The 23001-nt window shown below is 71.3% G+C and carries 18 protein-coding genes and 1 tRNA gene; 13 read left to right on the forward strand and 6 right to left on the reverse strand.

The window, feature by feature from the left end; genetic code table 11:
• Positions 1-107 precede the first annotated feature (107 nt).
• The 5 genes from fxlA (at position 108) to VSR01_RS28450 (ending at position 7856) form a co-directional block, all read left to right on the forward strand.
• Positions 108-284 (forward strand): FxLD family lanthipeptide, encoded by a 177-nt coding sequence (gene fxlA, locus VSR01_RS28430; RefSeq protein ID WP_326451924.1) that lies wholly within the window; start codon positions 108-110, stop codon positions 282-284.
• A complete protein-coding gene (locus VSR01_RS28435) occupies positions 253-3432 on the forward strand; it encodes a lantibiotic dehydratase (protein ID WP_326451925.1) in 3180 nt (1059 codons plus the stop codon). Before fxlA ends, VSR01_RS28435 begins: the two co-directional genes overlap by 32 nt.
• Entirely contained in the window at positions 3429-4676 is a 1248-nt protein-coding gene (locus VSR01_RS28440) for a lanthionine synthetase C family protein (RefSeq protein WP_326451926.1), read from the forward strand. Before VSR01_RS28435 ends, VSR01_RS28440 begins: the two co-directional genes overlap by 4 nt.
• A gap of 50 nt (positions 4677-4726) precedes the next feature.
• Positions 4727-6760 carry a methyltransferase, FxLD system gene (gene fxlM, locus VSR01_RS28445; RefSeq protein WP_326451927.1) on the forward strand — a complete coding sequence of 678 codons (2034 nt, stop codon included), beginning with the start codon at positions 4727-4729 and terminating at the stop codon, positions 6758-6760.
• 82 nt (positions 6761-6842) lie between these two features.
• Complete coding sequence (locus VSR01_RS28450) at positions 6843-7856, forward strand: hypothetical protein (RefSeq protein ID WP_326451928.1); 1014 nt, start codon at positions 6843-6845, stop codon at positions 7854-7856.
• A 281-nt stretch (positions 7857-8137) separates the two neighbouring features.
• Here the strand turns inward: VSR01_RS28450 and VSR01_RS28455 are convergent, their stop codons facing one another.
• The gene (locus tag VSR01_RS28455; protein ID WP_326451929.1) at positions 8138-9061 is read right to left on the reverse strand and encodes an FkbM family methyltransferase; all 924 of its coding nucleotides are present in this window, start codon (positions 9059-9061) and stop codon (positions 8138-8140) included.
• Between the two features lie 253 nt (positions 9062-9314).
• Between VSR01_RS28455 and VSR01_RS28460 the strand changes: the two genes are divergently transcribed.
• Positions 9315-10016 carry a hypothetical protein gene (locus VSR01_RS28460; RefSeq protein WP_326451930.1) on the forward strand — a complete coding sequence of 234 codons (702 nt, stop codon included), beginning with the start codon at positions 9315-9317 and terminating at the stop codon, positions 10014-10016.
• Positions 10017-10277: 261 nt separating this feature from the next.
• Here VSR01_RS28460 and VSR01_RS28465 read toward each other — a convergent pair whose 3' ends face one another.
• Together VSR01_RS28465 and VSR01_RS28470 are read right to left on the reverse strand one after the other, a co-directional pair.
• Complete coding sequence (locus tag VSR01_RS28465) at positions 10278-11033, reverse strand: hypothetical protein (RefSeq protein ID WP_326451931.1); 756 nt, start codon at positions 11031-11033, stop codon at positions 10278-10280.
• Positions 11034-11100: 67 nt separating this feature from the next.
• A complete protein-coding gene (locus VSR01_RS28470; RefSeq protein ID WP_326451932.1) occupies positions 11101-11658 on the reverse strand; it encodes an ATP-binding protein in 558 nt (185 codons plus the stop codon).
• 537 nt (positions 11659-12195) lie between these two features.
• On the opposite strand from VSR01_RS28470, the gene VSR01_RS28475 reads away from it, so the two are divergent.
• Complete coding sequence (locus VSR01_RS28475; protein ID WP_326451933.1) at positions 12196-12738, forward strand: MmyB family transcriptional regulator; 543 nt, start codon at positions 12196-12198, stop codon at positions 12736-12738.
• Here VSR01_RS28475 and VSR01_RS28480 read toward each other — a convergent pair.
• Both VSR01_RS28480 and VSR01_RS28485 read right to left on the reverse strand, forming a co-directional pair.
• Complete coding sequence (locus VSR01_RS28480) at positions 12650-13699, reverse strand: PhlD (RefSeq protein ID WP_326451934.1); 1050 nt, start codon at positions 13697-13699, stop codon at positions 12650-12652. The two genes, VSR01_RS28475 and VSR01_RS28480, sit on opposite strands and share 89 nt — an antisense overlap.
• Positions 13700-13889: 190 nt before the next feature.
• Positions 13890-15125: an IS256 family transposase gene (locus VSR01_RS28485; protein ID WP_326451935.1), complete on the reverse strand. Its 1236-nt coding sequence runs from the start codon at positions 15123-15125 to the stop codon at positions 13890-13892.
• A gap of 1037 nt (positions 15126-16162) precedes the next feature.
• Between VSR01_RS28485 and VSR01_RS28490 the strand changes: the two genes are divergently transcribed.
• Together VSR01_RS28490 and VSR01_RS28495 are read left to right on the forward strand one after the other, a co-directional pair.
• Complete coding sequence (locus VSR01_RS28490; protein WP_326453864.1) at positions 16163-16336, forward strand: helix-turn-helix transcriptional regulator; 174 nt, start codon at positions 16163-16165, stop codon at positions 16334-16336.
• A complete protein-coding gene (locus VSR01_RS28495; RefSeq protein ID WP_326451936.1) occupies positions 16333-17712 on the forward strand; it encodes a tyrosine-type recombinase/integrase in 1380 nt (459 codons plus the stop codon). The genes VSR01_RS28490 and VSR01_RS28495 overlap by 4 nt, the downstream gene beginning before the upstream one ends.
• A 205-nt stretch (positions 17713-17917) precedes the next feature.
• On the opposite strand, the gene VSR01_RS28500 is transcribed toward VSR01_RS28495, so the two are convergent.
• A tRNA-Arg gene (locus VSR01_RS28500) sits at positions 17918-17989 on the reverse strand.
• A 179-nt stretch (positions 17990-18168) separates the two neighbouring features.
• On the opposite strand from VSR01_RS28500, the gene VSR01_RS28505 reads away from it, so the two are divergent.
• From VSR01_RS28505 to VSR01_RS28520, 4 genes are all read left to right on the forward strand, one after another.
• Complete coding sequence (locus tag VSR01_RS28505) at positions 18169-18675, forward strand: response regulator (protein ID WP_326451937.1); 507 nt, start codon at positions 18169-18171, stop codon at positions 18673-18675.
• A gap of 168 nt (positions 18676-18843) precedes the next feature.
• On the forward strand, positions 18844-19977 hold the full coding sequence (gene nrtL / locus VSR01_RS28510) for an ArgS-related anticodon-binding protein NrtL (RefSeq protein WP_326451938.1): 1134 nt from the start codon (positions 18844-18846) through the stop codon (positions 19975-19977).
• Between the two features lie 174 nt (positions 19978-20151).
• Positions 20152-21543: a diaminopimelate decarboxylase gene (gene lysA / locus VSR01_RS28515; protein ID WP_326451939.1), complete on the forward strand. Its 1392-nt coding sequence runs from the start codon at positions 20152-20154 to the stop codon at positions 21541-21543.
• 152 nt (positions 21544-21695) lie between these two features.
• Entirely contained in the window at positions 21696-22988 is a 1293-nt protein-coding gene (locus VSR01_RS28520; protein ID WP_326451940.1) for a homoserine dehydrogenase, read from the forward strand.
• Positions 22989-23001 lie beyond the last annotated feature (13 nt).

A 23001-nucleotide genomic window follows, 5' to 3' on the forward strand; every position in this document is an offset into this window, starting at 1 on the left:
GCATGGATGGATGACCACGAGTTCGCGCTCGTCCTGAGCTTCCTGGTGCGCGCCCGCCGGGCCCGGAACCAGGGGAACCCATATGCAAATCCTGATCGGAGGAACCCATGGCACCCAGTGCTGTCACCGCCGAAGCGTCGCCCACCGCGACCGATCCCACCGTCCCCGCATGGGACTTGGACATCACCCTGGTCGAGCAGGTCGACCCCGCGAAGATCGTCGTGATGACGGACGACAACTGCGGCAACACCTGTGAGAAGAGCACCTGCATCAGCGCCGTCTGATGTCCTGACAAGTTCGGCCGGGCGCCCGCCCTCGGGTGCCCGGCCGGCCGCTCGAAGCTGCGGAGGATTGGTGAGCCACAAGCGTTTCCAAGCTGCTGACGGTGCCCTGATACGTGCCGTCGGCATCGGCGCAGCAGCGAACGTGCCGGACTGGCCGGCGCCGACCGGGTCGGGAACCGAAGCGGTCACGGCGTGGACATCCTGGATGCGGCAGGTCCTCCAGCACGGCGTCTTACGTGACGCGCTCGAACACGCCGCGCCTGACCTGGTCCTACGGATCAGCGCATTGGCCGACGCGCGGGTCCCTGACGAACGTGACAGCCGGCGGGCCGCGGTGTCCGTCGCCCGCTACGTCGCGCGTCTTCGTGGTCGCGCCACCCCTTTCGGGCTCTTCGCGGGCGTGACGCCTGCCGCCTTCAAAGACCGCGCACGCGCCCGGTGGGGCGAACAGCACCTCGCCGTCGCAGCCGCCGATGCCGGCTGGCTGGACGCGGTGATCACCCCTCTGGAGACCGACCCCTGCACGCTTCCCCACCTCGCTGTGGTCGCGTCCACCACCGCCGTCGTGCGCGACGATCGCCTCGTCGTGCCGTACCGGGCCCTGCGCACCGCCATTGGGACGGGTGCCGCGGAGGTCTCCCTGCGTCACATCGCCCCGGTGCGTGCCGCCTTGCAGATGTCGCGCTCGCCCATCGTCGTGGCCGATCTGATCGAGAAGCTGCACGCCGACTTCCCGGATGCCTCTGCCCAGCAGATCACCACCCTGGTCACCAGCCTCGTGGAGCAAGGGGCGCTGCTGACCAACCTGCGTGCCCCGAGCACGACGCCGGATGCTCTCGGACACCTGCTCCGGGTGCTGTCGGCCGTACCGGACGCCGCTGGCCTGCCATACGGCGAGCTGGCCCAGATCCACGAGCTGTTGGTTCGGCACGTCGCCGCTTCTCCGGCCGCCGCCCGCGTGATCCGGTCCGACGCCGCACAGCGCATGCGTCGCCTGGCGCCCAGCGACCGTCATCCCGTCGCGGTCGACCTCCGCCTCGACGGCGTCATCGAACTGCCGGGGGCGGTCGCCCGGGAGGCGGAGCGCGCCGTCAGGCTGCTCGCCCGGCTGAGTCCGGCACCGTACGGTCCTGCGGCCTGGCAGGAGTGGCATCGCAGGTTCTACGGCCGGTACGGCACCGGGGCGCTCGTGCCTCTGCTGGATGTCGTCGCGGACAGCGGCATCGGCTGGCCGGCCGGGTACCCAGACGCCGCGGATGCCGAACCGCAGCCGAGCAACCGGCGACGCGACGCGGTACTCCTGGCTCTGGCCCAGCGCGCAGCACTCGAAGGGGATATCGAGGTGCTGCTCACCGAGGAGCTGATCGCGGATCTGGAGCGGACCGAGCACGGAGAGAACCGCTGGCCGGACCACCTGGAGATCGTCGCCCACGTCGGCGCACCGTCCCTGGCCGCCCTGGAGGGCGGCCGCTTCCGGCTGACGGCGACCTCCGTGTCCCGCGGCGTGGGCGTTGTCACCGGGCGGTTCCTCCATCTGATGTCGCCCGCTGAACGCGTCAGCCTCGTCGGCGACATCGTGCACGCGCGGAACGGGTCAACGCCCGCCCAGCTCTCCTTCACTCCGCTCGACCCGCGCACCGCCCACGTCGCCCGCAGCACGCGCATGCTGCCTTCGGTCATCAGTATCGGCGAGCACCGCGACCCCGCCGAGCCGGGTGTGCTCACCCCGCAGGACCTCGCCATCGGGTGCGACCCGGACCGTCTGTACCTTGCGGCGCCGCAGCACGGCCTCGTGCTGGAACCGGCCGTCTTCCACGCCCTGAATCTGCACACGCACACGCCGCCGCTGGCCCGGCTCGTCAGCGAGATCACCCGGGGGAAGACCGCAGGTGTCAGTGACTTCGACTGGGGGGCCGCCAGCGGCCTGCCGTTCCTGCCCCGCATCCGCCAGGGCCGGGTCGTGCTCGCTCCTGCCCGGTGGCATCTGGAGGCCGCTGATCTGCCGGGCCGGGCCGCGCCGTGGCCGACGTGGGAGGAGCAGCTCCGCCGGGTCCAGATCCGCCGCCGCATTCCCGGACGCGTCCTGCTGCTCCAAAGCGACTTCCGCCTGCCGCTGGACCTTGACAGCGCCGCCGGGCGCGCCCTCCTGCGCGAGCACCTGAACACGCACCCCCGAGCCGTGCTGGTCGAGGCGCCGCCGCCGGACGCCGACGGCTGGTGCGGCGGACGGGCACACGAGGTCGTCATCCCGCTCACCTCCGCCACGCCCACGACCCCGACCGTTCCCCGTCCTGCCCCGGAGCGAGTCGTCACCCCCACGGTCTCTCAGCTCCCAGGGCGCGGCCGACTGCTCCTGGCCGACTTCTTCGGCGACCGGAAACGGCAGAACGCCGTTCTCGCCCACCTCCCCCGGCTCCTGGCCGAGTTGGAGGCCGAGCGCTGGTGGTTTCTGCGCTTCCGGCACGAAGACGCCGGTGACTGCATCCGCCTTCGGATCGCGCTGCGCGACCCTGCCGCGTTCGGACCAGCAGCCAGCCGGGTTGGCGCCTGGGCGGACGGCCTGCGCCACGCCGGTCTGCTGCGGGACCTCACGTTCGCCACCGACCACGAGCAGACCGGCCGGTGGGGCGCAGGACCGGCGCTCGACGCAGCCGAAGGCGCCGCAGCCGCCGACTCGCGCGCGGTCCTGACCCAACTCGCGGCCCCGAGCCCGCTGCCGGCCGAGGCGGTGACCGCGGCGAACTTCGTCTCCATCGTCGCCGCGTTCACCGGCAGCCCGCAGGCGGCCGTGCGCTGGCTGATCTCCCACGTGCCGCCCACCCCGCCCGGCCGGAGACCGCGCCCCGTTCACGCAGCAGCCGTGGAAGCTGCCGATCCCCGCGACGACTTCGCCGCTCTCCTGGCTGTGGCCGGCGGCGAGACGATCCGCAGCTCCTGGACGGAACGAACGAAGGCCCTGGCCGCGTACGCCGCGCACTGGCCGAGCCCGTCCACTGCGGGCGTGGACCGCGACGCGGCCCTCAACTCGCTGCTGCACACGCATTACCTGCGCGCCCACGGCGTCGATCCGGCCGGCAAGCGGCGCGTCCTTCACCTCGCCCGCGCGGCGGGGCTCGCCGCCGCTGCACGCACCGGAGTGCGCCCGTGACCCCCGACGAGATCCTGGCCACGGCCGATCGTCTCGCCGACCCGACCGCGGGGCACCTGCCGACCGGCGAGGCGTGGTGGAGGCAGTCGCTGGCGCACGGCGCGCCCGGTATCGCCCTGCTGCACACCGAGCTGGCCGCCGCCGGCGCCCGGCCATGGGACCGGGTGCGGACCTGGATGGAGGTCGTCGCCGCCGGGCCCATCACAATCGGGCCCCAGGCCGGGTTGTTCTACGGCGGCGGGGCCGCCGCGTTCGCCCTGGCCGCGGTGAACGCGGCCCGCCCCGGTACGTACACCGGCCCCCTCGCCGTCCTGGACAGCAGGCTCGCCGAGGACACCGTCCGCCGCACCGCGGGAGCCCGCGCCCGGATCGACGCCGGGGAACTGCCGCACCTTGCCGAGTTCGACACGCTGCGCGGTCTCGCCGGCCTCGGCCGATACCTCCTCCGCCGTGCCCCGGCGAACCAGGACCAGACCGAGGCGCTGACCGCGGTCCTGGACTACCTCGCCGCCCTGACCGGGCCGCTGGTCGACGGGCAGGACGTCCTGCCCGGCTGGTGGACCCGTACCGGTCCCGGGGGAGAACCCGACGATGAGGGCTTCGACGGCGGTCACGCCAACTTCGGACTGGCACACGGCATCGCAGGCCCGCTCGCGCTGCTGTCTCTCGCCCTCCTGCGAGGGATCGAGGTCCCCGGACACCGCGCTGCCATCACCACCATCAGCGACTGGCTGAACAGCTGGCGGACCGGCGACGGCGACAACGCCCGCTGGCCGTACATGATCACGCGCGCGGAGTACCGCGAGCAGCCCTCCCAGGTCGAGCACAGCGGCGCCCGGCGGCGCCCTTCCTGGTGCTACGGCACCGCCGGCCTCGCCCGCACCCAGCAGCTCGCCGCCCTCGCCCTCGATGACCCCGCGCTGCGCGCCACCGCCGAACACGCCCTCATCGGAGCGCTCACCGATCCCGCGCAACTGGCCGCCACGGTCGACACCACGATCTGCCACGGCTACGCCGGCCTCGCCCGCATCGCCGAACGGGCCGCGGCCGACGCCGACCCGCCGAACGCCGAACACCTCCGCCCCCTCATCCCCGACCTGCTGTCCCAGAGCCCCGACGCCACGACAGGTCCCTACAGCCACGGCCTACTGGAAGGCGCGGCGGGAACGGCCCTCGCAGCCCTGACGACCGGCACCGGCGCACCGCCGGTCACCGGCTGGGACACCTGCCTACTCATCGCCTGACCGAACGGAGCATCCGCGTGCTGCCTGAGCGCGCCCCATGGCGCCAGTACATGATCGAATTCGCCGATTCCGCCGTCGCCGACGATGTCGCCATCCACGGCCTGGTGCCCGTGCTCGACGGGGCGGCGCAGTGGTGGTTCATCCGCAAGCCACCCGGCTGGCGTCTGCGGCTGCGTTCCGAAGACCCGCGGCCCGCCGTCATCGAGACCGCGCTCGCCGATCTCCAGGCGGGCGGCCGCATCACCAGCTGGACCCGCGGCGTCTACGAGCCCGAAGTCCGGGCCTTCGGCGGCGAACTCGCCATGGACGTCGCCCATCGGCTGTTCCACCACGACAGCCAGCACCTGCTCACCGCCCAGGGCTCGGACGGGCTCGGCCCGCGCGAGAGGGCGGTGCTGCTCTTCTCCACACTGTTCCGTGCCGCCGGCCTGGACTGGTTCGAGCAGGGCGACGTCTGGGGGCAGGTCCTCGACCTGCGCGGAACGGCATCGGTCCACGCCCTGCCCCCGCACCGGGCCGCGGCGGTCGGCGAGAAGGTACGCCGCCTGATGCGAGTGGACGCGAGCAGCGCCCCCGAACTGCTGCCGCCGACCTGGACCGACGCTCACGCCGAAGCCGGGCAGCAGCTCGCCCGCCTCGCACAGCACGGCCAGCTGGACCGCGGGCTTCGCGCCGTTCTGGCGCACTGCTTCATCTTCCACGCGAACCGTGCCGGCCTCGCCGCAACCGACCAGGCCACCGTCGCCCACCTCGCCGCGACCCAGGTCTTCCACACGCCGACACGGCCGAATCACGCTGTCGCCCCCTCCGACACCCATAAGGTCCGCACCATGACGAGCACCACCACCTCCGCCGACACCCCGGAAGCCGCCGAGCTTCGCGCCCGCCTCACCGAAAGCCTGGTGAAGAAGGGCAAGGTCTCCAGCCCCGCCGTGGAAGCCGCTTTCCGGGCTGTTCCGCGCCACTGCTTCGTGCCCGGCAGCCCGCTGCCGGAGGCGTACGCCGACGACGCCGTCTACACCAAGTGGGGGGCCGACGGCGCGCGGATCAGCGCCGCGTCCCAGCCCACCATCGTGGCGCTGATGCTCGAACAGCTCGGGATCGAGCCGGGCAACCGCATCCTGGAAATCGGCGCGGGCACGGGCTACAACGCCGCCCTCATGGCAACCATCACCGGCGAAGCCGGCCACGTCACCGCCGTCGACGTGGACGAGGACCTCGTGGACGGCGCCCGCGCCCACCTGACCACGGCCGGCGTCAGCGGCGTGGACATCATCCTCGGGGACGGCGCCCTCGGCGCACCGGCCGCGGCCCCGTACGACCGCATCATCGCAACCGTGGGCGCCCACGAAGTTCCCCGCCCCTGGCTCGACCAGCTCCGGCCGGATGGTCGGCTCGTCGTCCCGGTCCGCCTGCGCGGCGCCGTCTCCCGCAGCATCGTCTTCGAGCGCGGCAACGAGGGCTGGACGAGCACCGGCAGCGAGATGGCGGTGTTCATGCCGCTGCGCGGTATCGGCGACGACGCGCGGCGCGTCATCGACCTCACCGGCGACGGGCAGGTCACCCTCCAGACGCACAAGGACAACGTGCTCGCCACGGCCGAGACCAGCACCCTGGACGGCGTCCTGGCCACCGACCGGCACGTCGAATGGACCGGCGTCCACTTCGTGCCCATGGAGTCCTTCGAATGGCTGGACCTGTGGCTTTCCCTCCGTCTGGATGACCCGCTGATGCGCATGGAGGTCAAGACCGAGGCCCGCGAACAGGGCCTGGTCACCCCCATGTTCCCCACGGTGGCCATGGCCACCGCCGCCGGGGACGGCAGCCTCGCGTACCTGACGATCCGTCCCGCCGACCCAGCCGACGACGGCACCCGCCGCTACGAGGTCGGCGTCATCGGCCATGGCCCCAGCGCGCCCCGGCTCGCCGCGTCCGTCGCCCGGGAGATCACTGTCTGGAACGACACCTTCCGCAGCCGCACCGTCCGCTTCCACCTTCCCGACCGCCCCGAGCCCACCGCCCCGGACACCGGCCGGTTCCTGCTCGACCGCCCCCAGACCCCTATCACCGTCACCTGGGAGTGACCCGGTGGACCTCGGACAGATAGCCCGTCGGTTTCCCCTCGTCGCCCGCCCCCGACCGGCCTGTCCGCCGCTGCCGGACCGCGTGGCCACCATGCGCCGGCACGCCGCGGCAGCCGCGAGGGACACCGACCAGGCATCCGCCTCCGCGGTCTTCAACCTGGCCGCCCTCCTGGCATCGGACGTCGGCCTGCCGGACCTGGCCCGGCAGTGGTGCCACCGCCAGGCCGATGTGTACCTGCGCGCCCACCCCCTGGGCGCGCAGGCCGCACGCCACGCGCTCGAACCCGTGATCAACCTTGCCCGGCTCCACATGCGAGCCGGCGACGGCGAACGCGCCCACGCCCTCATGGAGGACTTGTTCACCGCGGTCAACGACCGCGCCGACACCGTCATCGAGGGCATCGCCCTGCCCGCCGAACATCTCACCGCGCGCCTGGAGGACCAGCACGATCTCCGGGCGTGGCTGTGGTCGGCCCTGCTCGCCACCAGTGCCCGCGCTCTGGCCATCGCCGGCCGCTGGAACCAGGCGCACGACCGGCTCCAGGCGCTCCGCGGGGTCGGCCGACGCCTCTTCGACGGGCGACAGATCGCGATCCTCGCCCACGCCACCAGTGGACGCCAGGACGCTGCCCTCGCGCTCCTGGCCGAGACCGCGCCCGGAGACCCCTGGGAGAAGGCTGTTGCGGCAGTGCTCACCATCATGTGCCGCAGTGGCGCCACCGACACCGAGGCCGACGACGCGCTCAAGCTGTGCGGTCGGGTCCCGACCGCGGAGGGGCTGGACGTCTTCCACACCCGGCTGCGCCTCGCCCTGGTCGACGCCCTCGGCGAAAGCGACCGTGCGCCCGAGGTCTGCCAGGACGTCATCACCCGCGCATGCATATCCGGCGACGGCTACGCGGCGCGCGACGTCCTGGGGCACCCGGTCTGCAGCGCAGCTCTCCAGCCTGCGCAGCAACAGACCCTCGCCGACGCGGTCGGCGCCGCCGGTCTGGGGCGGCGCTCGATCCCCGCGGACCTGCACGCCGACGTCCTGGCAGCGCTCGCCACCGCGGAGACCGTGCTTCTGCGGACTCTCGATGTGGCCAGCGCGTAGCGGCTCCGAGCTTCCAGCTGTCCATGCGACGTTCGGCGTGACGGCCGGGCTGTCGGTCACCGAACCTTGACTTCGACCAGGGGGGTGGCAGCTTGAAGTCCAGACCGGTTGGCCGCCGTTGGCGGACGCGGCGGGCTCCGAACAGGGGGCCGGGGCTAGATTAACGGCGAACCATGTGACACCGAGCGACATCAGGGCAACCCCGAGCGCTTCGGCCTGCCCCACGGGTCTTTTCCAACCCCCGTACCCGCCTTGGGACATCTGCCAATAGAGCAAGAAAGTCAGGGCAGCGTCTCGGCATCGACGCGCGAGAAGATCAGGTCGCTCTCGCCGGTCACCGGGCCGCGCCACCGTACGGGCACAGCGGACGCCCCGCGCAGGGCAGTCGGGTACGACGCGGCGGCGTACTCGTTGGCCAGGCGGTAGACGTGGAAGCCGGCGCCGCGCATGGTGTCGAGCAACTCCTCGACACTGTCGCCGAGTTGCTCCATGCGCTCGGGGGTGACCTCGACAGTGATCTCGGCGTCCGGGCGGAGCCGGCCGAGCATCGGGGCCATGCCCCGGACGACGCTGCCCTCGGCACCCTCGACGTCGACCTTGATGACGCGGGCCGTTGCGATCTCGTCGGCGTCGAGAATCTCGGGCAGCGGGTACGCCTCGATGTCGAACGTCGACTCGGCCGGCCCGTCGTAGGGGACGATGCTGTTCGCGCCCATGTTCGCGGAGCTGGCCAGTATGAACGTGAGCGTCTGCTGTTTGTCGGAGACCGCGGTGTGCACAGTGCGGATGTTGCGGCAGCGGTTGAGGCGGGCGTTCTGCGCGAGCCGCGCGGTGAACGCCTCGGACGCCTCGATCGCGGCCACCCGCCCCCGCGGGCCGACGAGTTGGGACGCCAGCACGCTGAAGTAGCCGATGTTCGCGCCGACATCGATGAACGTGTCGCCGGGCGCGAGCCGGTTCCGTAGCCACTGCGTCATCCGCGGCTCCCACACCCCGAACAGGTACAGGTACCGCTGAATGAGGTCCTGCGTATCGACGGCGAAGTGCGCGCCGACCGCGGTCTCGGTCACCCGGCGCCGCGGCTGCTCGCGCAGGTGCGGGTTCAGCCAGCGGTCGGCGAGCCGCGCCTTGCCGTACGTGCCCGGCGCACTGCGCACGTACCGCCGCCCCAGCGTGACCAGGGCTTCTGTCGTCGGGCCGCTCATTCGTACGCCTCTCCGCCGGGGGCCACGGGCACCGTAACACTGCCCCACGCGCCGCCGGGCCCCTAAGATCCTCAAGACGTCCTGACGACCTCGTGCAGCAGGATTCGGACCTGAGTACACAGCTGCTGGGGCTGCGGCCACACTCGCGAGCCGCCTATCACTCGTGAGCGGGAACGCAGACTGTTCGCGCCAACTGGGCGGGGCGGGGCCGGTAGTCTCGTAGCAGTTGGTACTGCTACACCCGGGGGATTCGATGTCCGTACGCGCTGGTGTTGCCGTTGCCGGCGGTATCTTGATGCTGGCCGCGTGCAGTACCGATACGTCGCCGACGGGCTCCGGGAATCCGGCACCCGCTGATCGGACCACGGCGGTGGCGACATCCGCTGCGCCCCCGACTGCGTCGCCGACGGCCGCGGCTGCGGGCGCGCCGTCGGTCACCGCGCTGCCGGTCGGACCGGGCCCGCAGAAGCACTACACAGTGCAGGCACAGCCCCCGGTCGGGACTTGCCATTACCGGTACGAGAAGGGCGAGCCGCTGGAGGACCCTGCCTGTACTCCCGGCGCGATCAGCCCCGCCGTGACCCAGGCCACCATCGGGACGACGATCTGCCGGAAGGGCGGGTACACCGGGGGGATCCGGCCACCCGAATCGGTGACCGCCAAGGAGAAAGCCGCTAACGCCAAGTCCTACGGCTACGCCGGCTCATTGTCCGACGCCGAGTACGATCACCTCGTCTCGCTCCAGCTCGGCGGCGACCCCAACGATCCCCGAAACCTGTTCGTCGAGCCGCCGGACCCTGGGCACAAGCCCGGCACCGGGGTGAACAACGCCAAAGACCCCGTCGAGACGAAGCTGCACACCGCGGTGTGCAGCGGCAAGATCACCCTGGCTCAGGCGCAGCAGGCCATCGCGACGGACTGGACGACCGCGCTCACCGTGCTCCACCTGGGCTGAAGCACTGGCTCCTGAGCGGCGTGCGGTCGAGCGGATGTCGGGGTTGTGCGACTGGGGATGTGGGTGCGGGGCCCGCGTCCCCATGTTCGCGGGCCCCGCGGCACGTCGGCGCCCCCGGGCGTGTCCGAGCCGGCGTGCCGGTCTGCGCAGGCCGTTCCGGTGGTCTGCGCTGACGGCCAGGCCCGGCGGGGAGCCGTTTTCGGGCCTGGCCCGGGGAGGTCGGCGGACGTTCCGCCTCCCCGGTCTGGGTGGCCGGTCGCCTCAGCCGGTTGCCGGGTCGGAGCCGGTTTCTGGGTGCGGGCGCGCCTCGTTGTCGTAGCTGCGGGGCGGGTGGGGCTGGAACGGCCATGCGGGCCATGCCGGTGCGGGGGTGGGATGAGGTGTGGGGTGCAGGCCGTAGCGTTCGGGGTGGGCGCTGATGTCGTCCGGACCGTCGCTGTTCAGCAGGGCCATCGCGGCGGCGATATCGGCTGGCCTCGGCGCGCCGGTGAGCTGCGCCAGGCTTCGCGCGGCGGCCAGCAGCGTCTCGGGGTTGGTGACGATCCAGCGATTGTCCGCCGGGGCGTCGGTGTTTGTGCTTTTTGCGGTGCGCTGGTGGGGGACGGTGTCGCCGGTCGGCGGCAGTTGCGAGGGCGGCGGGGTGATGCGTTCCAGCACCACGGTCAGGGTGCCGGGCTGGGAGGGCAGGGTCAGCCAGTGGGTGCCGGGGGGTGCGTCGTCGGTCGCGCCGCCGGTGGGGTTCTTGACGTCGTCGGCGGGGTGTGCGGTGCGGGTTGCGGCGAGCAGGCCGCTGCCGAAGGGGACGAGACCGAAGTCGTAGGGATGTTCCTCCAGTTCGGCGTCGTCGATGTGGGTGAGCAGGGTTCGCAGTGCGCTGTCGAGGGTCACGGGGACGGGCAGGTTCTGCTCCAGCGCGAACGTCTGGGCTGCGGCGAGCAGCGTCAGCCGGTCGGTGATGGCGTAGTCGCTGCGGGTGCGGATGGTCACGGTCAGCGGCACGATCGGCGAAGTGGCCAAGAGGAGTTCTCCTTCTGCCGCAGGGCGGTCTTCGGTCGGTGGGGGTTGGCGCCGGGTGGGGACGGTGTCACCCGTCTGTGAGATCCGTGGGAGCGGCCAGGAAGCGGTTGATCCAGAGGGCGGCTGTCATGCTGCGCACGCTGTCGGGCGTGCCGGGGGCGACGGGTAGGACCGCCCAGACGGTCTTGTGGCGGCGGGTTTCATCGATGCGGACGCCGTCGTGTCGGGCCAGGGCGTGTACCAGGGCCAGGCCGCGGCCGGATTCCGCACGGGGGTCTGCGTACGCGTCGGTGGCCAATCTGCCGGCCGCGGTCTCGCTGATGCCGCCGGGGTCCTGGTCCCGAACCAGGACGACTAGGTCGCCGGCGGGGCACAGAGCCAGGTCCAGATGGGTCGGGCCGTTCACGGTGTGCTGCGCCGCGTTGGTCACCAGTTCGGTGACGACGAGTTGCGCGTCGGCGGCGGTGTCCGGGTGCAGGTTCCAGCCGCCGCGTGAGAGAACTGCGCCGACGTACCGGCGGGCTGTGGCGACCGGGCGCTGGTCGCATGCAAGGGACAGGCGGCTGATCTGCTGCGGCCCGGCCATCAGGCGGGTGACCGCTGCCGTGGTCCGGGCGCTGGTCATGAAAGACTCCTCACTCCTGATGTGGTAGCAGGTGCTCCTGAATCCATATGAGCGCGGTTCAGGGCCCGTGAAAATGGTCGGGTCCCGTCCCTGGCCGGGGTCCGACCCGGGTCGACTCCGGACCCGGAGTGCCACGTCGCGGAGTGCGGTTATCCTGCCGATATGAGCCTTTCATCTTATTTTCCGAATATTGGTATGTGATGTCCGACCCCGGCCCGCCGGATCTGCTGCGGCACTGGCGCCGCCGTCGGCGGCTTGAGGACATCGAGGCTGTGGCTGCTCTGCGTCTTCCGCCGGAGCGGCTGCGGTACGGGCTGAGCGTGCCGGTCATGGCCTTGCTCCTGGGCGTCACCGAACGCCACTACCGCAGGATCGAGGCCGGGACCGCACACGGGGTCAGCGCGGCGCTGATCGACCGCATCGCCGTCCTGCTGGCGCTGAGCGCCGGCGAGCGCGAGACGCTGTACGTGTGGTGTGGCCACCGGCCGCCGGACCGTGACTCCGGCCCGTCGGACCCGGACGTGCCAGGCCGACCTGTTGTCGATGCTCCACGCGATGCGGCACGGGGCGTACTGGTGCAGCAACGGGTACGACGTCCTGGCCGTCAACGCGCGCGGCGCCGCGAACTGGCCCTGGATGCGCGCCCCGGGGGCGAACGTCATGATCAGCCTGCTGACCGGCGAAGGGCGCGAGCAGTGCGTGGACTGGGAACACCGTTGGGCCCCGCTGCTGCTCGCCCAACTGCGCAGGGAGATCATCCATCAGCAGGGCTCGGGCCAGCTGGAGGTCCTGGTGCGCCGGGTGTGCCGCGACCCGCTCGCGCGCAGGATCTGGGAGGGCACCGCCGACGTTCAGCCGCGCGCCTACGGCACCACCCGGCCCATGATCATGCCACCATGGGGCGCCGAGCCGGTGGAGATCACCGTCTCGGCCGTGACCCCCGTCGTCCGCCCCGACCTGCGGATGGTGTGCGCGGTCCCGGCACCGGGCGTCACGCCGTTTCCCGCGCTGTCCCGCGACCCCCGTCCGGGCCGGGGGAGTGGGTCTGCGCCGCGTCCAGGTAGAGGGCCGTCGCGCTGAAGCCCGGCCCGAACCCGATCACCAACCCGGGGCCCTTCGCGTCGCCGGCGGCCAGCGTCCGCTGCAACACGTCCAGGACCGCCGGCCCGCCCAGGTTGCCGCCGGACAGGGAAGCGAAGGAATGCCGCCCGGCCGTCTCGGGAAGGCCCAGCGCCTGCACGGTGCCGGCGATGATCCCGGGACCGCCCGGATGCACCGCGGCCCACTCCACCGGGCGCCCGTCCAGCCATGACGTCAGATGCGGCAGAACCTCCCCGGCCGCGCGGGATGCACGCGGCCCGGAATCGAAGTGCAGCCCGTCGGCGTCCACCCGCGACCAGTACCGGTCCCCCGAGTCAGGCTGGAGCCACTCCCACACCGCAGCCTCCCCGCACAGGCTACCGGCGCCCTCCGGTACGAGCGCCTCGTCACCGACCACCACCGTCGCCGCCGCGCAGTCCCCGAACAAGCCGCCGTACAGCACCGTCTGCAAGGACGCGTGCTCCGGGTGGTACAGCGTGCTCAGCGCCTCGGCCGCCACCACCAGCACTCGGCTACCCGGACGAGCCTGAGTGATCCGGGCCGCCTGAACGAGGGCGTGCACACCGCCCGCGCACGCCAGCGTGGTCAGAGGCACCCGGGTCACATCCGGGCGGAGCCCCAGACGCCGGATCATCTCCACCTCCAGCCCTGGCACCGTCCACGACGTGGAATGCGTCGTGACCACCGCATCCACCTCCGTGCGGTCGAGCCCCGCCACGGCCAGAGCGCTGATGGCCGCCTGCTCCGCGAGATCGGCCACCGCCGCCCAGACCGCCCGAGACCTGGGCCCCACACCTTCTAAGGCGGCCGTCTTCTCCAGCGAAGCCACCCACGGCCGGCTCACCACACCCGCGGCGCGAAGCATCCGCAGCCACACCGCGAGCCTTGGGTGCCCCGGATGTCTGGCCTCCAAATCGGCCGCGATCTCAGAGGTCAGCACCTCTACTGGCGCCCGGCACACCGTTGGGCATGTCATCGAAAACACAACGAACCCTCCTCCATCTCTGCCCAGCGTCGCAGGCACCGGCTGGACGCACCGCCGAACCGTTGAATGCCCGCTGAACGGTGAACACGGGGTCACGTCCGCTGGAGTGGTGTATCGACGGCCACTCGGTGATCTTGTTTTGAGGCTATGCGGTGAGTTCGGTGGTCAGGGTCGTGTTGCCGGTTTCTGACACGTTCGGGTGGCCGGTCTTGGCGAGGATGTCGCGGCTCATGTAGCGGCGGGCTTCGGTCCATTCGTCGTTCTGCTCGGCCAGGACAGCGCCGACCAGGCGGATCAGGGCGGTGCGGTCGGGGAAGATCCCGACGACGTCGGTGCGGCGGCGGATCTCCTTGTTCAGTCGCTCCTGGGGGTTGTTGGACCAGATCTGCCGCCAGATCTCGCGGGGGAACGCGGTGAAGGCCAGCAGGTCGCCCTGGGCGGTGTCCAGGTGGGCTGCAGCCTTGGGGAACTTCGCCTCCAAGGCGTTCAGCACGTGCGTCATCTGGGCTGTCACCGCTTCGGCGTCGGGCTGCTCGAAGACCGTCCGCAGCAAGGTGGCCACCCACGGCTGGGCGGACTTCGGGACCTGGCTCAGCAGATTCCTTGCGTAGTGGGTGCGGCAGCGTTGCCAGGACGCGCCGGGCAGGACGGCCCCGATCGCGGCGACCAGGCCGGTGTGGGCGTCGGAGACGACGAGCTGGACACCGGACAGGCCGCGGGCGGTCAGCGAGCGCAGGAACGCCAGCCAGCCGGCGCCGTCCTCGGCGGTGGCGACGTCCAGGCCGAGGATCTCGCGGTGCCCGTCGGCGTTGACGCCGACAGCGACCAGCGCGTGCACGTTGACGATCCTGCCGCCCTCGCGAACCTTCTGGGTCAGGGCGTCGACCCAGACGAACGCATACGGGCCGGCGTCCAAAGGCCGGTTGCGGAACGCTGCCACCTGCTCGTCGAGGTGCTTGGCCATCGCGCTGACCTGCGACTTCGACAACTGGGTAACGCCGAGGGACTGCGCGAGTTTCTCCACCCGCCGTGTGCTGACGCCCAGCAGGTAGGCGGTGGCGACCACGCTGATGAGGGCCTGCTCGGCCCGGCGGCGGCGCTCGAGCAGCCAGGCCGGGAAGTAGCTGCCCTGCCGCAGCTTCGGGATGGCCAGCTCGATCGTGCCGGCGCGGGTGTCCCACTCCCGCGGGCGGTAGCCGTTGCGGTGGTTGACGCGTTCGTCGCTGACCTGCCCGTACTCTGCATTGCAGAGTACGTCGGCTTCGGCGGACATGAGTGCGTCGCTGAACGTCTTGACCATCGCGCGCAGCAGATCGGGACTCGCCGAGGCCAGGTTCTCCTCGGTCAGGGCGTGCAGGGGCAGACTGTCAGGTGCGGTCATCGTGCTGATCTCCTTCGAGGCTAGACACTTCGAAGATCAGCCGGTGGCCGTCTCTCTATGCGGGCACCAACCCGGACGCCGGGACAAACCCCCGGATCAGGTCCCACCCGTTACACCACTTCCAAAGACGCAACCGAACACGGCTTCCTGCTCTTCCCGGCCACGCGGCAGCGTGCCACTCGCCTAGACCCGCAGGTGTAGGGGGTCCCGGGTTACGTTCCCTGCTCTTCGCCTGCCGCTCCCAAGACCCCAGGGATGCTGCTGTTGGCGGACGTTGATGTCTACCAGGACGTGGCTGTTCGCGCCGGTCATCAACGAGCCGGGGCGGCGCGGCCCTTGATGACTCGTGAGGGTGGGGGTGCCGCATGGATATGTCCGAGCCGAATTTCGCTAACGGCAAATGAATTTTCTCGTCAAAGGGTGGACGACTCGGCGGCATCCATGGCAAAGTATGGCTTTCCCCGGTTCGTTGCGGTGACCGTTTCCCTGTGCCCGTCCATGCGACTCGTGTTGCCCCACTGTTGTAGACGACGAAGTGCGGATGGACCTACCGTCACGTTACTGACGTGAGCCCGGGGTCGACTGCTTGGAGCATCGATAGCACGATTATGAGAGTCCGCTGCCCCCGTATTTGTGTCCCTCGCCGTGGGTAGGGAGCAGGGCTGCCCGCCCCTGCCGCCTGGGGCTACGGTCCCTATAACACGGAAAATACCGTCAGGCAAAACGCTCTTTCTGAGGATCATTGTTGTCGTCCCGCACCGACTGCTTGGCAGCGGATCAGCGGGGACTGCGGCCGGCGGCAAGGGGCTGCCGCCGTGTCCTTGCCGCGTTGCGTCCATGTGATTGCGCGGTTCGACGAGATGAGGGTCCTCTTTGCGACGAGCAACACGTCACTTCCAGCCGGTCCGAACATCGGTTCCGCGCCGTCCGGGACGGGGACGGGACAGAGGTACAACGGCTCCTCCCGCCAGCGGACTGCAGGAGGTTACGGCCGAGAAGGGGGCCGCGTGATCGGGCGGCCGAAAGGTGACGTGCTGATGACGGTGCCGGAGGTACTGGAAGAGCTAAATGGTATCTCGCGGCGAACATTTTACCGGTGGCGTGAGCTTGGTATGGGGCCGAAAGCGTTCAAGTTGCCGAATGGTGAATTGCGCATCCGGCGCAGCGTGTTCGTGCAGTGGTTGGCTGACAGAGAGGATGAGGCGGCTTGAAGACCAGCGACGTTCGCATATGGAGCGTCAGGGTCAAGCGACGACAAGGGAAAGACACCTACGAGGTGCGGTGGGCCGTAGCCGGGCGCGAAATCTCTCGATCCCGGGCGACCAAAGGGCTCGCTGACAAGCTCAGGGCGCGCTTGCTGATGGCTCAGGAAGCCGGAGAGCAGTTCGACACGGAGACCGGCCTTCCCGCATCCATGGAGGAACAGCAGGCCGGACTCAGTTGGTACGCGTTTGCGCTGAAATACCTCGCGATGAAGTGGCCCCATGCCGCTCCGAACTACCGTGACGACATCAACGAGGCTCTCACTGCCGTGACGAAAGCGTTGGTGCCCAAGCGTCCAGACCAACCCTCGGACAACGCTTTGCAACGAGCCCTGCGCGACTGGGCGTTCGTGCTGCCAGGACCAGCTGAGCGAGAGATGCCGACTGGAGCAGCCGCTGCGATCGACTGGGTGGCCATGCATTCGCCTGCGCTGAGGGACCTCGAACAACCGGCCGTGATGCGCGGAGTGCTCGATGCTCTGAAGCTGAAACTGGACGGGACGGCGGCCAGCAGCGAGACGGTGAAGAGGAAGCGAAAGGTTCTGGTCAACGCGCTCAACTATGCGGTGGAGTTGGGCGAAATCAAAGACAACCCCGTGAACGCGGTGTCCTGGCAGAAGCCGCCCCGGGTGATACCCGTCGATCCCCGCGTGGTGGCCAACCCCAAACAGGCGCGCGTACTGATCGACGCGGTGTCGTATGTGGGCGGGTACGAGCGGGCCCGGGGGCGCCGCCTGGTGGGGCTGTTCGCTGGGATGTACTACGCCGGTCTCCGCCCCGCCGAGGCCGTCGGCGTGGCGCGCGTAGATTGTGACCTGCCGGAGGAAGGGTGGGGCCGGGTTCTGCTGCACCGTACCCGGCCGACGGCGGGCAAGAAGTGGACCGGGACCGGCGAGGTGCACGACGACCGCGGGTTGAAAAACCGTGAGCCGGAAGATGTCCGGCCCGTGCCTCTGCCGCCGCAACTAGTCGCGATTTGGCGCGAGAGCATCGACACCTTCGGCACGGCCGACGACGGCCGACTCTTCTTCAACGAGCGCGGTGGCCTCGTGGGTTCCTCCACCTACTCGCGGGTGTGGGCGGAGGCTCGGGAACTCGGACTGCCGCCCGAACTTGCCGCCAGCCCTCTGGCCGACCGTCCGTACGACCTCCGTCACTCGGCGTTGTCAACCTGGCTGAACGCAGGGCTCGATCCCACGGAGGTGGCTGAACGTGCTGGTAACAGCGTCGAGATCCTCCTAGCCAGGTACGCCAAATGTCTGCACGGCAGACACGTCGTAGCCAATCGCCGTATCGACGCCCTGCTGAATGAATACGAGTCATGATCAGCATCGAGCGCCCCGCAGCACTAGTTGCGGGGCGCTCGATGTCCCCGTTCTAGGGGATTGTTCCGCGAATGTCCGATCCCGCGCATGTCCCGCGCTGCCCGTCCTAGAGGTGCCTTGCGTGGCGCATGGTTGCACACAGTGACAGACCCCCTGGTCAGGCGAACTACCTGATCAGGGGGTCTTGTAGGCACCTGACCTGCGGTGCCCCCGGCAGGATTCGAACCTGCGCACACGGCTCCGGAGGCCGTTGCTCTATCCCCTGAGCTACGGGGGCGACGGGAAGAACAGTACCAGGTTGGGAGGGGTGGGCCTGACAGGGTTTCGGTGGGGTGGGGGAGGGGGCGCGGGTGGAGGCTGTGGTGGGGGCGGATGGGGGAGCGGGGTTCACCCTTGGGCGGGAAGAAATGGGGAAAACGCGGACGGGTCGCGGCGGGCACGCCTAGGCTTTCGGGTGTGACGGGCGCGTCCGGCCGGGTCCTTGTGGTGGATGACAACAAGGTGATCCGGCAGCTGATCAGGGTCAACCTTGAGCTGGAGGGCTTCGAGGTCGTGACCGCGGCCGATGGTGCCGAGTGCCTGGAGATCGTGCACCGCGTGCAGCCGGATGTCGTGACGCTCGACGTGGTGATGCCCCGGCTCGACGGTGAGCGCACGGCCGCCCGGCTGCGCGCCGATCCCCGTACGCAGGACACCGGCATCGTCATGGTCAGCGCCGGCACCGTCGCGGACGGTGTCGGCGACGCCTACCTGGCCAAGCCGTTCGAGCCCGCCGAGCTGGTCGAGACGGTACGCCGCCTCGCCGCGCGCCGCGCCGCCTCCCCGCCCGGCGGCGACCAGTGCGGCCCGGGTGGCCCAGCCGGCCCGGGCGGCCCGAGCACCCCCAGCGGCTCCGACGACCCCGACGTCGACCCGCCGCCCGACCAGTACCGTGGCCGCACCCCCGCCACCTCCGGCCCGTAGGCGGGTAGCCGGTGGGTGGCCCGGTGGGCCCGGTGGGCCGGCGGCCCGGGAGACCGGCCGGCCCGTAGCCCCGCGCGCGCGTCGATCCGCCCGCCGCGGGCAGCGGGAGGGGGCCTCCGCCGAAACCCCCTCGCCCTCCCCGCCCCCTCCTCCCCTACGCTTTTGTGCGTGACCCCCGCCGAGCTGTCCCGCACCGTCCTCGCGACGGTGCGCCGTGCCGTCGAGGCCGGGGAGCTGGACGTGCCCGCGCTGCCGGAGCGCGCCGTGGTGCAGCGCCCGCCGCGTCCCGGCTGCGGCGACTACGCGACCAATGTCGCGCTCCAGCTCGCCGGCCCGGCCGGTCGCAGCCCGTACGAGGTCGCCGCCGTGCTCGCCCGCCGGCTGGAGAAGGAGCCGGGCATCGCCGGGGTCGAGATCGCCGGCGCCGGATTCCTGAACATCACGCTCGACGCGTGTGCGTACGGCGACGTCGTACGCCAGGTGCGCCAGCAGCGCGGCGGCTACGGGCACGGGGACGGCCTGGCCGACGAGGCGCTGACCGTCACCGGCGACACCGGCCCCCGCGCCGCCGTCGTCGCCGAAGCGGTCAACGCGCTGCTGCACGCCGCAGGCGCGCGCCCCGGCCCGCCGCAGCCCGTCACCGTCGCCGAGCCGCCGCTCCCGGCCGCCGAGCCGCCGTTCCCGGCCGCCGATTCGCCGCTCCCGCCGGCCGCGCCGCCGCTTCCGTCCGCCGATCCGGCGCTCCCGGTCACCGCGCCGCCGCTCCCGTCCGCCGAACCACCGCTCCAGGACACCACGCCCGCCGCGCCCCCCGCGCCGGGCGCCCTCGGCCCCGACGCCACCCGCTGGGCCTACCTCCGCCCGCCCGCCGAGGACGTCCCCCGCCTCACCCCCGACCTCCTCGTGCAGCGCGAGGCCAACCCGCTGTTCCGCGTCCGCTACGCCCACGCCCGCACCCGGGCACTGCAACGCCACGCCCACGACCTGGGCATCGACGTCGAACAGCCGGCGCAGGACCCGTACCACCACCCCGCCGAGACCGAGTTGCTCGGCCTGATCGCCGACTTCCCGCGCGTCGTGGAGACCGCCGCGCGCCGCCACGCGCCCGACCGGGTGGCGCGGCACCTGGAGCGGCTCGCCGACGCCTTCCTGCGCTTCCAGCAGGAGTGTCCGCCGCTGCCGAAGGGCGACGAGAAACCCTCGGCCGCCCACGCCGCCCGCCTCCGCCTCGCCGACGCGACGGGCGTCGTGCTCGCCGGCGGCCTGCACCTCCTCGGCATCACCGCCCCCGACCACCTCTGATCCCCCGACCACCTCTGAACCCCCGGCCGCGCCGGTACGCGCCCGCGACGCCCGCCCCGCACCCGGCCGCCGATCACGCCGACACGCCGACACGCCCGTCACACCGATCACGCCGAGCCAAGCGCCCAGCACCACCAGAGCACCACCCGAGCCCCGCACAGAAAGTCCACGCCCGTGAGCCGCTCCGCACACCCCGCAGGCCCCCGTCACGCCGACGTGCTGCCCGAAGGGCACTACGCCGCGCCGCCCGCCGACCTCAACCACCTCGACCCGCGGATCTGGTCGCGCACCGTGACCCGTAACGACGACGGCGCCGCGCAGGTCGGCGGCCTGGACGTACGGGCGCTGGCGCAGGAGTACGGCACCCCCGCGTACGTGATGGACGAGCAGGACTTCCGGGCCCGCTGCCGGGCCTGGCGCAGTGCCTTCGGGGACGGCGCCGACGTGTTCTACGCCGGCAAGGCGTTCCTGTCCCGCGCCGTGGTCAGGTGGCTGCACGAGGAGGGCCTGAACCTCGACGTCTGCTCCGGCACCGAACTCGCGGTCGCGCTCGACGCCGGCATGCCCGCCGAGCGGATCGCGCTGCACGGCAACAACAAGAGCGCCGCGGAGATCGAGCGCGCGGTGGGCGCCGGCGTCGGGCGGATCGTGCTCGACTCCTTCCAGGAGATCGACCGGGTCGCCGACGCGGCCCGGCGGCACGGCGTCCGGCAGCGGGTGCAGATCCGGGTCACCGTCGGCGTCGAGGCGCACACCCACGAGTTCATCGCGACCGCGCACGAGGACCAGAAGTTCGGCCTGTCGCTGGCCGACGGGCAGGCCGCCGAGGCGGTCCGCCGGGTGCTGGCGCGAGGCAGCCTGGAGCTGGCCGGCATCCACAGCCACATCGGCTCGCAGATCTTCGACATGGCCGGCTTCGAGGTGGCCGCCCGCCGCGTGGTCGGACTGCTCGCCGCGGTGCGCGACGAGCACGGCCTGGAACTGCCCGAGATCGACCTCGGCGGCGGCCTCGGCATCGCGTACACCCCCGACGACGACCCGTGGGAGCCGCAGGACATCGCCAAGGCGCTCGGCGACATCGTCACCCGCGAGTGCGAGGCGGCCGGGCTGCGGCCGCCGCGGCTGTCCGTCGAGCCCGGCCGCGCGATCGTCGGCCCGACCGCGTTCACCCTCTACGAGGTCGGCACCACCAAGGAGCTGCCGGGCCTGCGCACCTACGTCAGCGTGGACGGCGGGATGTCGGACAACATCCGCACCGCGCTGTACGACGCCGAGTACTGCGTCGCGCTGGTCTCCCGCACCAGCGACGCGGAGCCGATGCTCAGCCGGGTGGTCGGCAAGCACTGCGAGAGCGGGGACATCGTGGTCAAGGACGCGTTCCTGCCCGCGGACCTTGCCCCCGGCGACCTGCTGGCGGTGCCCGCCACCGGCGCGTACTGCCGGTCGATGGCGAGCAACTACAACCACGCGCTGCGTCCCCCGGTGATCGCCGTCGCGGACGGCCGCGCGCGGGTGATCGTACGGCGCGAGACCGAGGACGACCTGCTGCGCCTGGACGTCGGCTGAGCGCAAATTCGCCGCCGATCGGCGGACCGGCGGAAAAAATGTCCGCCGCGTCCGCCGTACGGCGCAGGGGTCTCGCGATCCGGACAGGGCGTGGCTTCTCCCGTCCGGTGCGTGAGACTGGGTTCCTCACGAGGTACGAGAAACGAGGTCGGATGATGCGTACGCGTCCGCTGAAGGTGGCGCTCCTGGGGTGCGGTGTGGTCGGCTCCGAGGTCACGCGCATCATCACGACGCAGGCGGACGACCTGGCCCAGCGGATCGGCGCGCCGATCGAGCTGGCCGGGATCGCCGTCCGCCGCCCCAACCGGGTCCGCGAGGGCGTGCCGTCCGACCTGCTCACCACCGACGCCACCGCGCTGGTCAAGCGCGGCGACATCGACGTGGTGGTCGAGGTCATCGGCGGCATCGAGCCGGTCCGCACGCTGATCACCACCGCCTTCGAGCACGGCGCGTCGGTCGTCTCGGCGAACAAGGCGCTGCTGGCCGCGGACGGCGCGAGCCTGCACGCCAAGGCTGCCGAGCACGGCGTGGACCTCTACTACGAGGCCGCGGTGGCCGGTGCGATCCCGCTGATCAGGCCGCTGCGCGAGTCGCTGGCCGGCGACCGGGTCACCCGGGTGCTGGGCATCGTCAACGGCACCACCAACTTCATCCTCGACAAGATGGACTCCACCGGCGCCGGCTACAGCGAGGCGCTGGACGAGGCCACCGCGCTCGGTTACGCCGAGGCCGACCCGACCGCCGACGTGGAGGGCTTCGACGCCGCCGCGAAGGCCGCGATCCTGGCCGGGATCGCCTTCCACACCCGCGTCACCATCGACGACGTGCACCGCGAGGGCCTCACCGAGGTCACCGCCGCGGACATCGCGTCGGCCAGGAAGATGGGATGCACGGTCAAGATGCTCGCGATCTGCGAGCGCTCGGCCGACGGCCGTTCGGTCACCGCCCGGGTGCACCCGGCGATGATCCCGCTGAGCCACCCGCTGGCCTCCGTCCGGGAGGCGTACAACGCCGTCTTCGTCGAGGCGGAGGCGGCCGGGCGGCTGATGTTCTACGGTCCCGGCGCCGGCGGTGCACCCACCGCCTCCGCCGTCCTCGGCGACCTGGTGGCCGCCTGCCGCAACAAGCTGGCGGCGACCACCGGAGCCGGCGAGTCCGCGTACACGCACCTGCCGGTCAGCCCGATGGGGGATGTGGTCACCCGCTACCACATCAGCCTCGACGTGGCGGACAAACCCGGCGTCCTCGCTCAGGTCGCCACGGTGTTCGCCGAGCACGACGTGTCCATCGACACCGTGCGCCAGCAAGGCAAGGACGGGGAGGCCTCGTTGGTCGTCGTGACCCACCGGGCCAAGGACGCGGCGCTCTCGGCGACCGTGGGGGCCTTGCGCAATCTCGACACCGTACGCGGTGTGGCCAGCATCATGCGCGTGGAAGGGGAGTAGATCCTGATGAACG

The sequence above is a fragment of the Actinacidiphila sp. DG2A-62 genome, from assembly GCF_035825295.1.
Classification (GTDB): Bacteria; Actinomycetota; Actinomycetes; order Streptomycetales; family Streptomycetaceae; genus Actinacidiphila.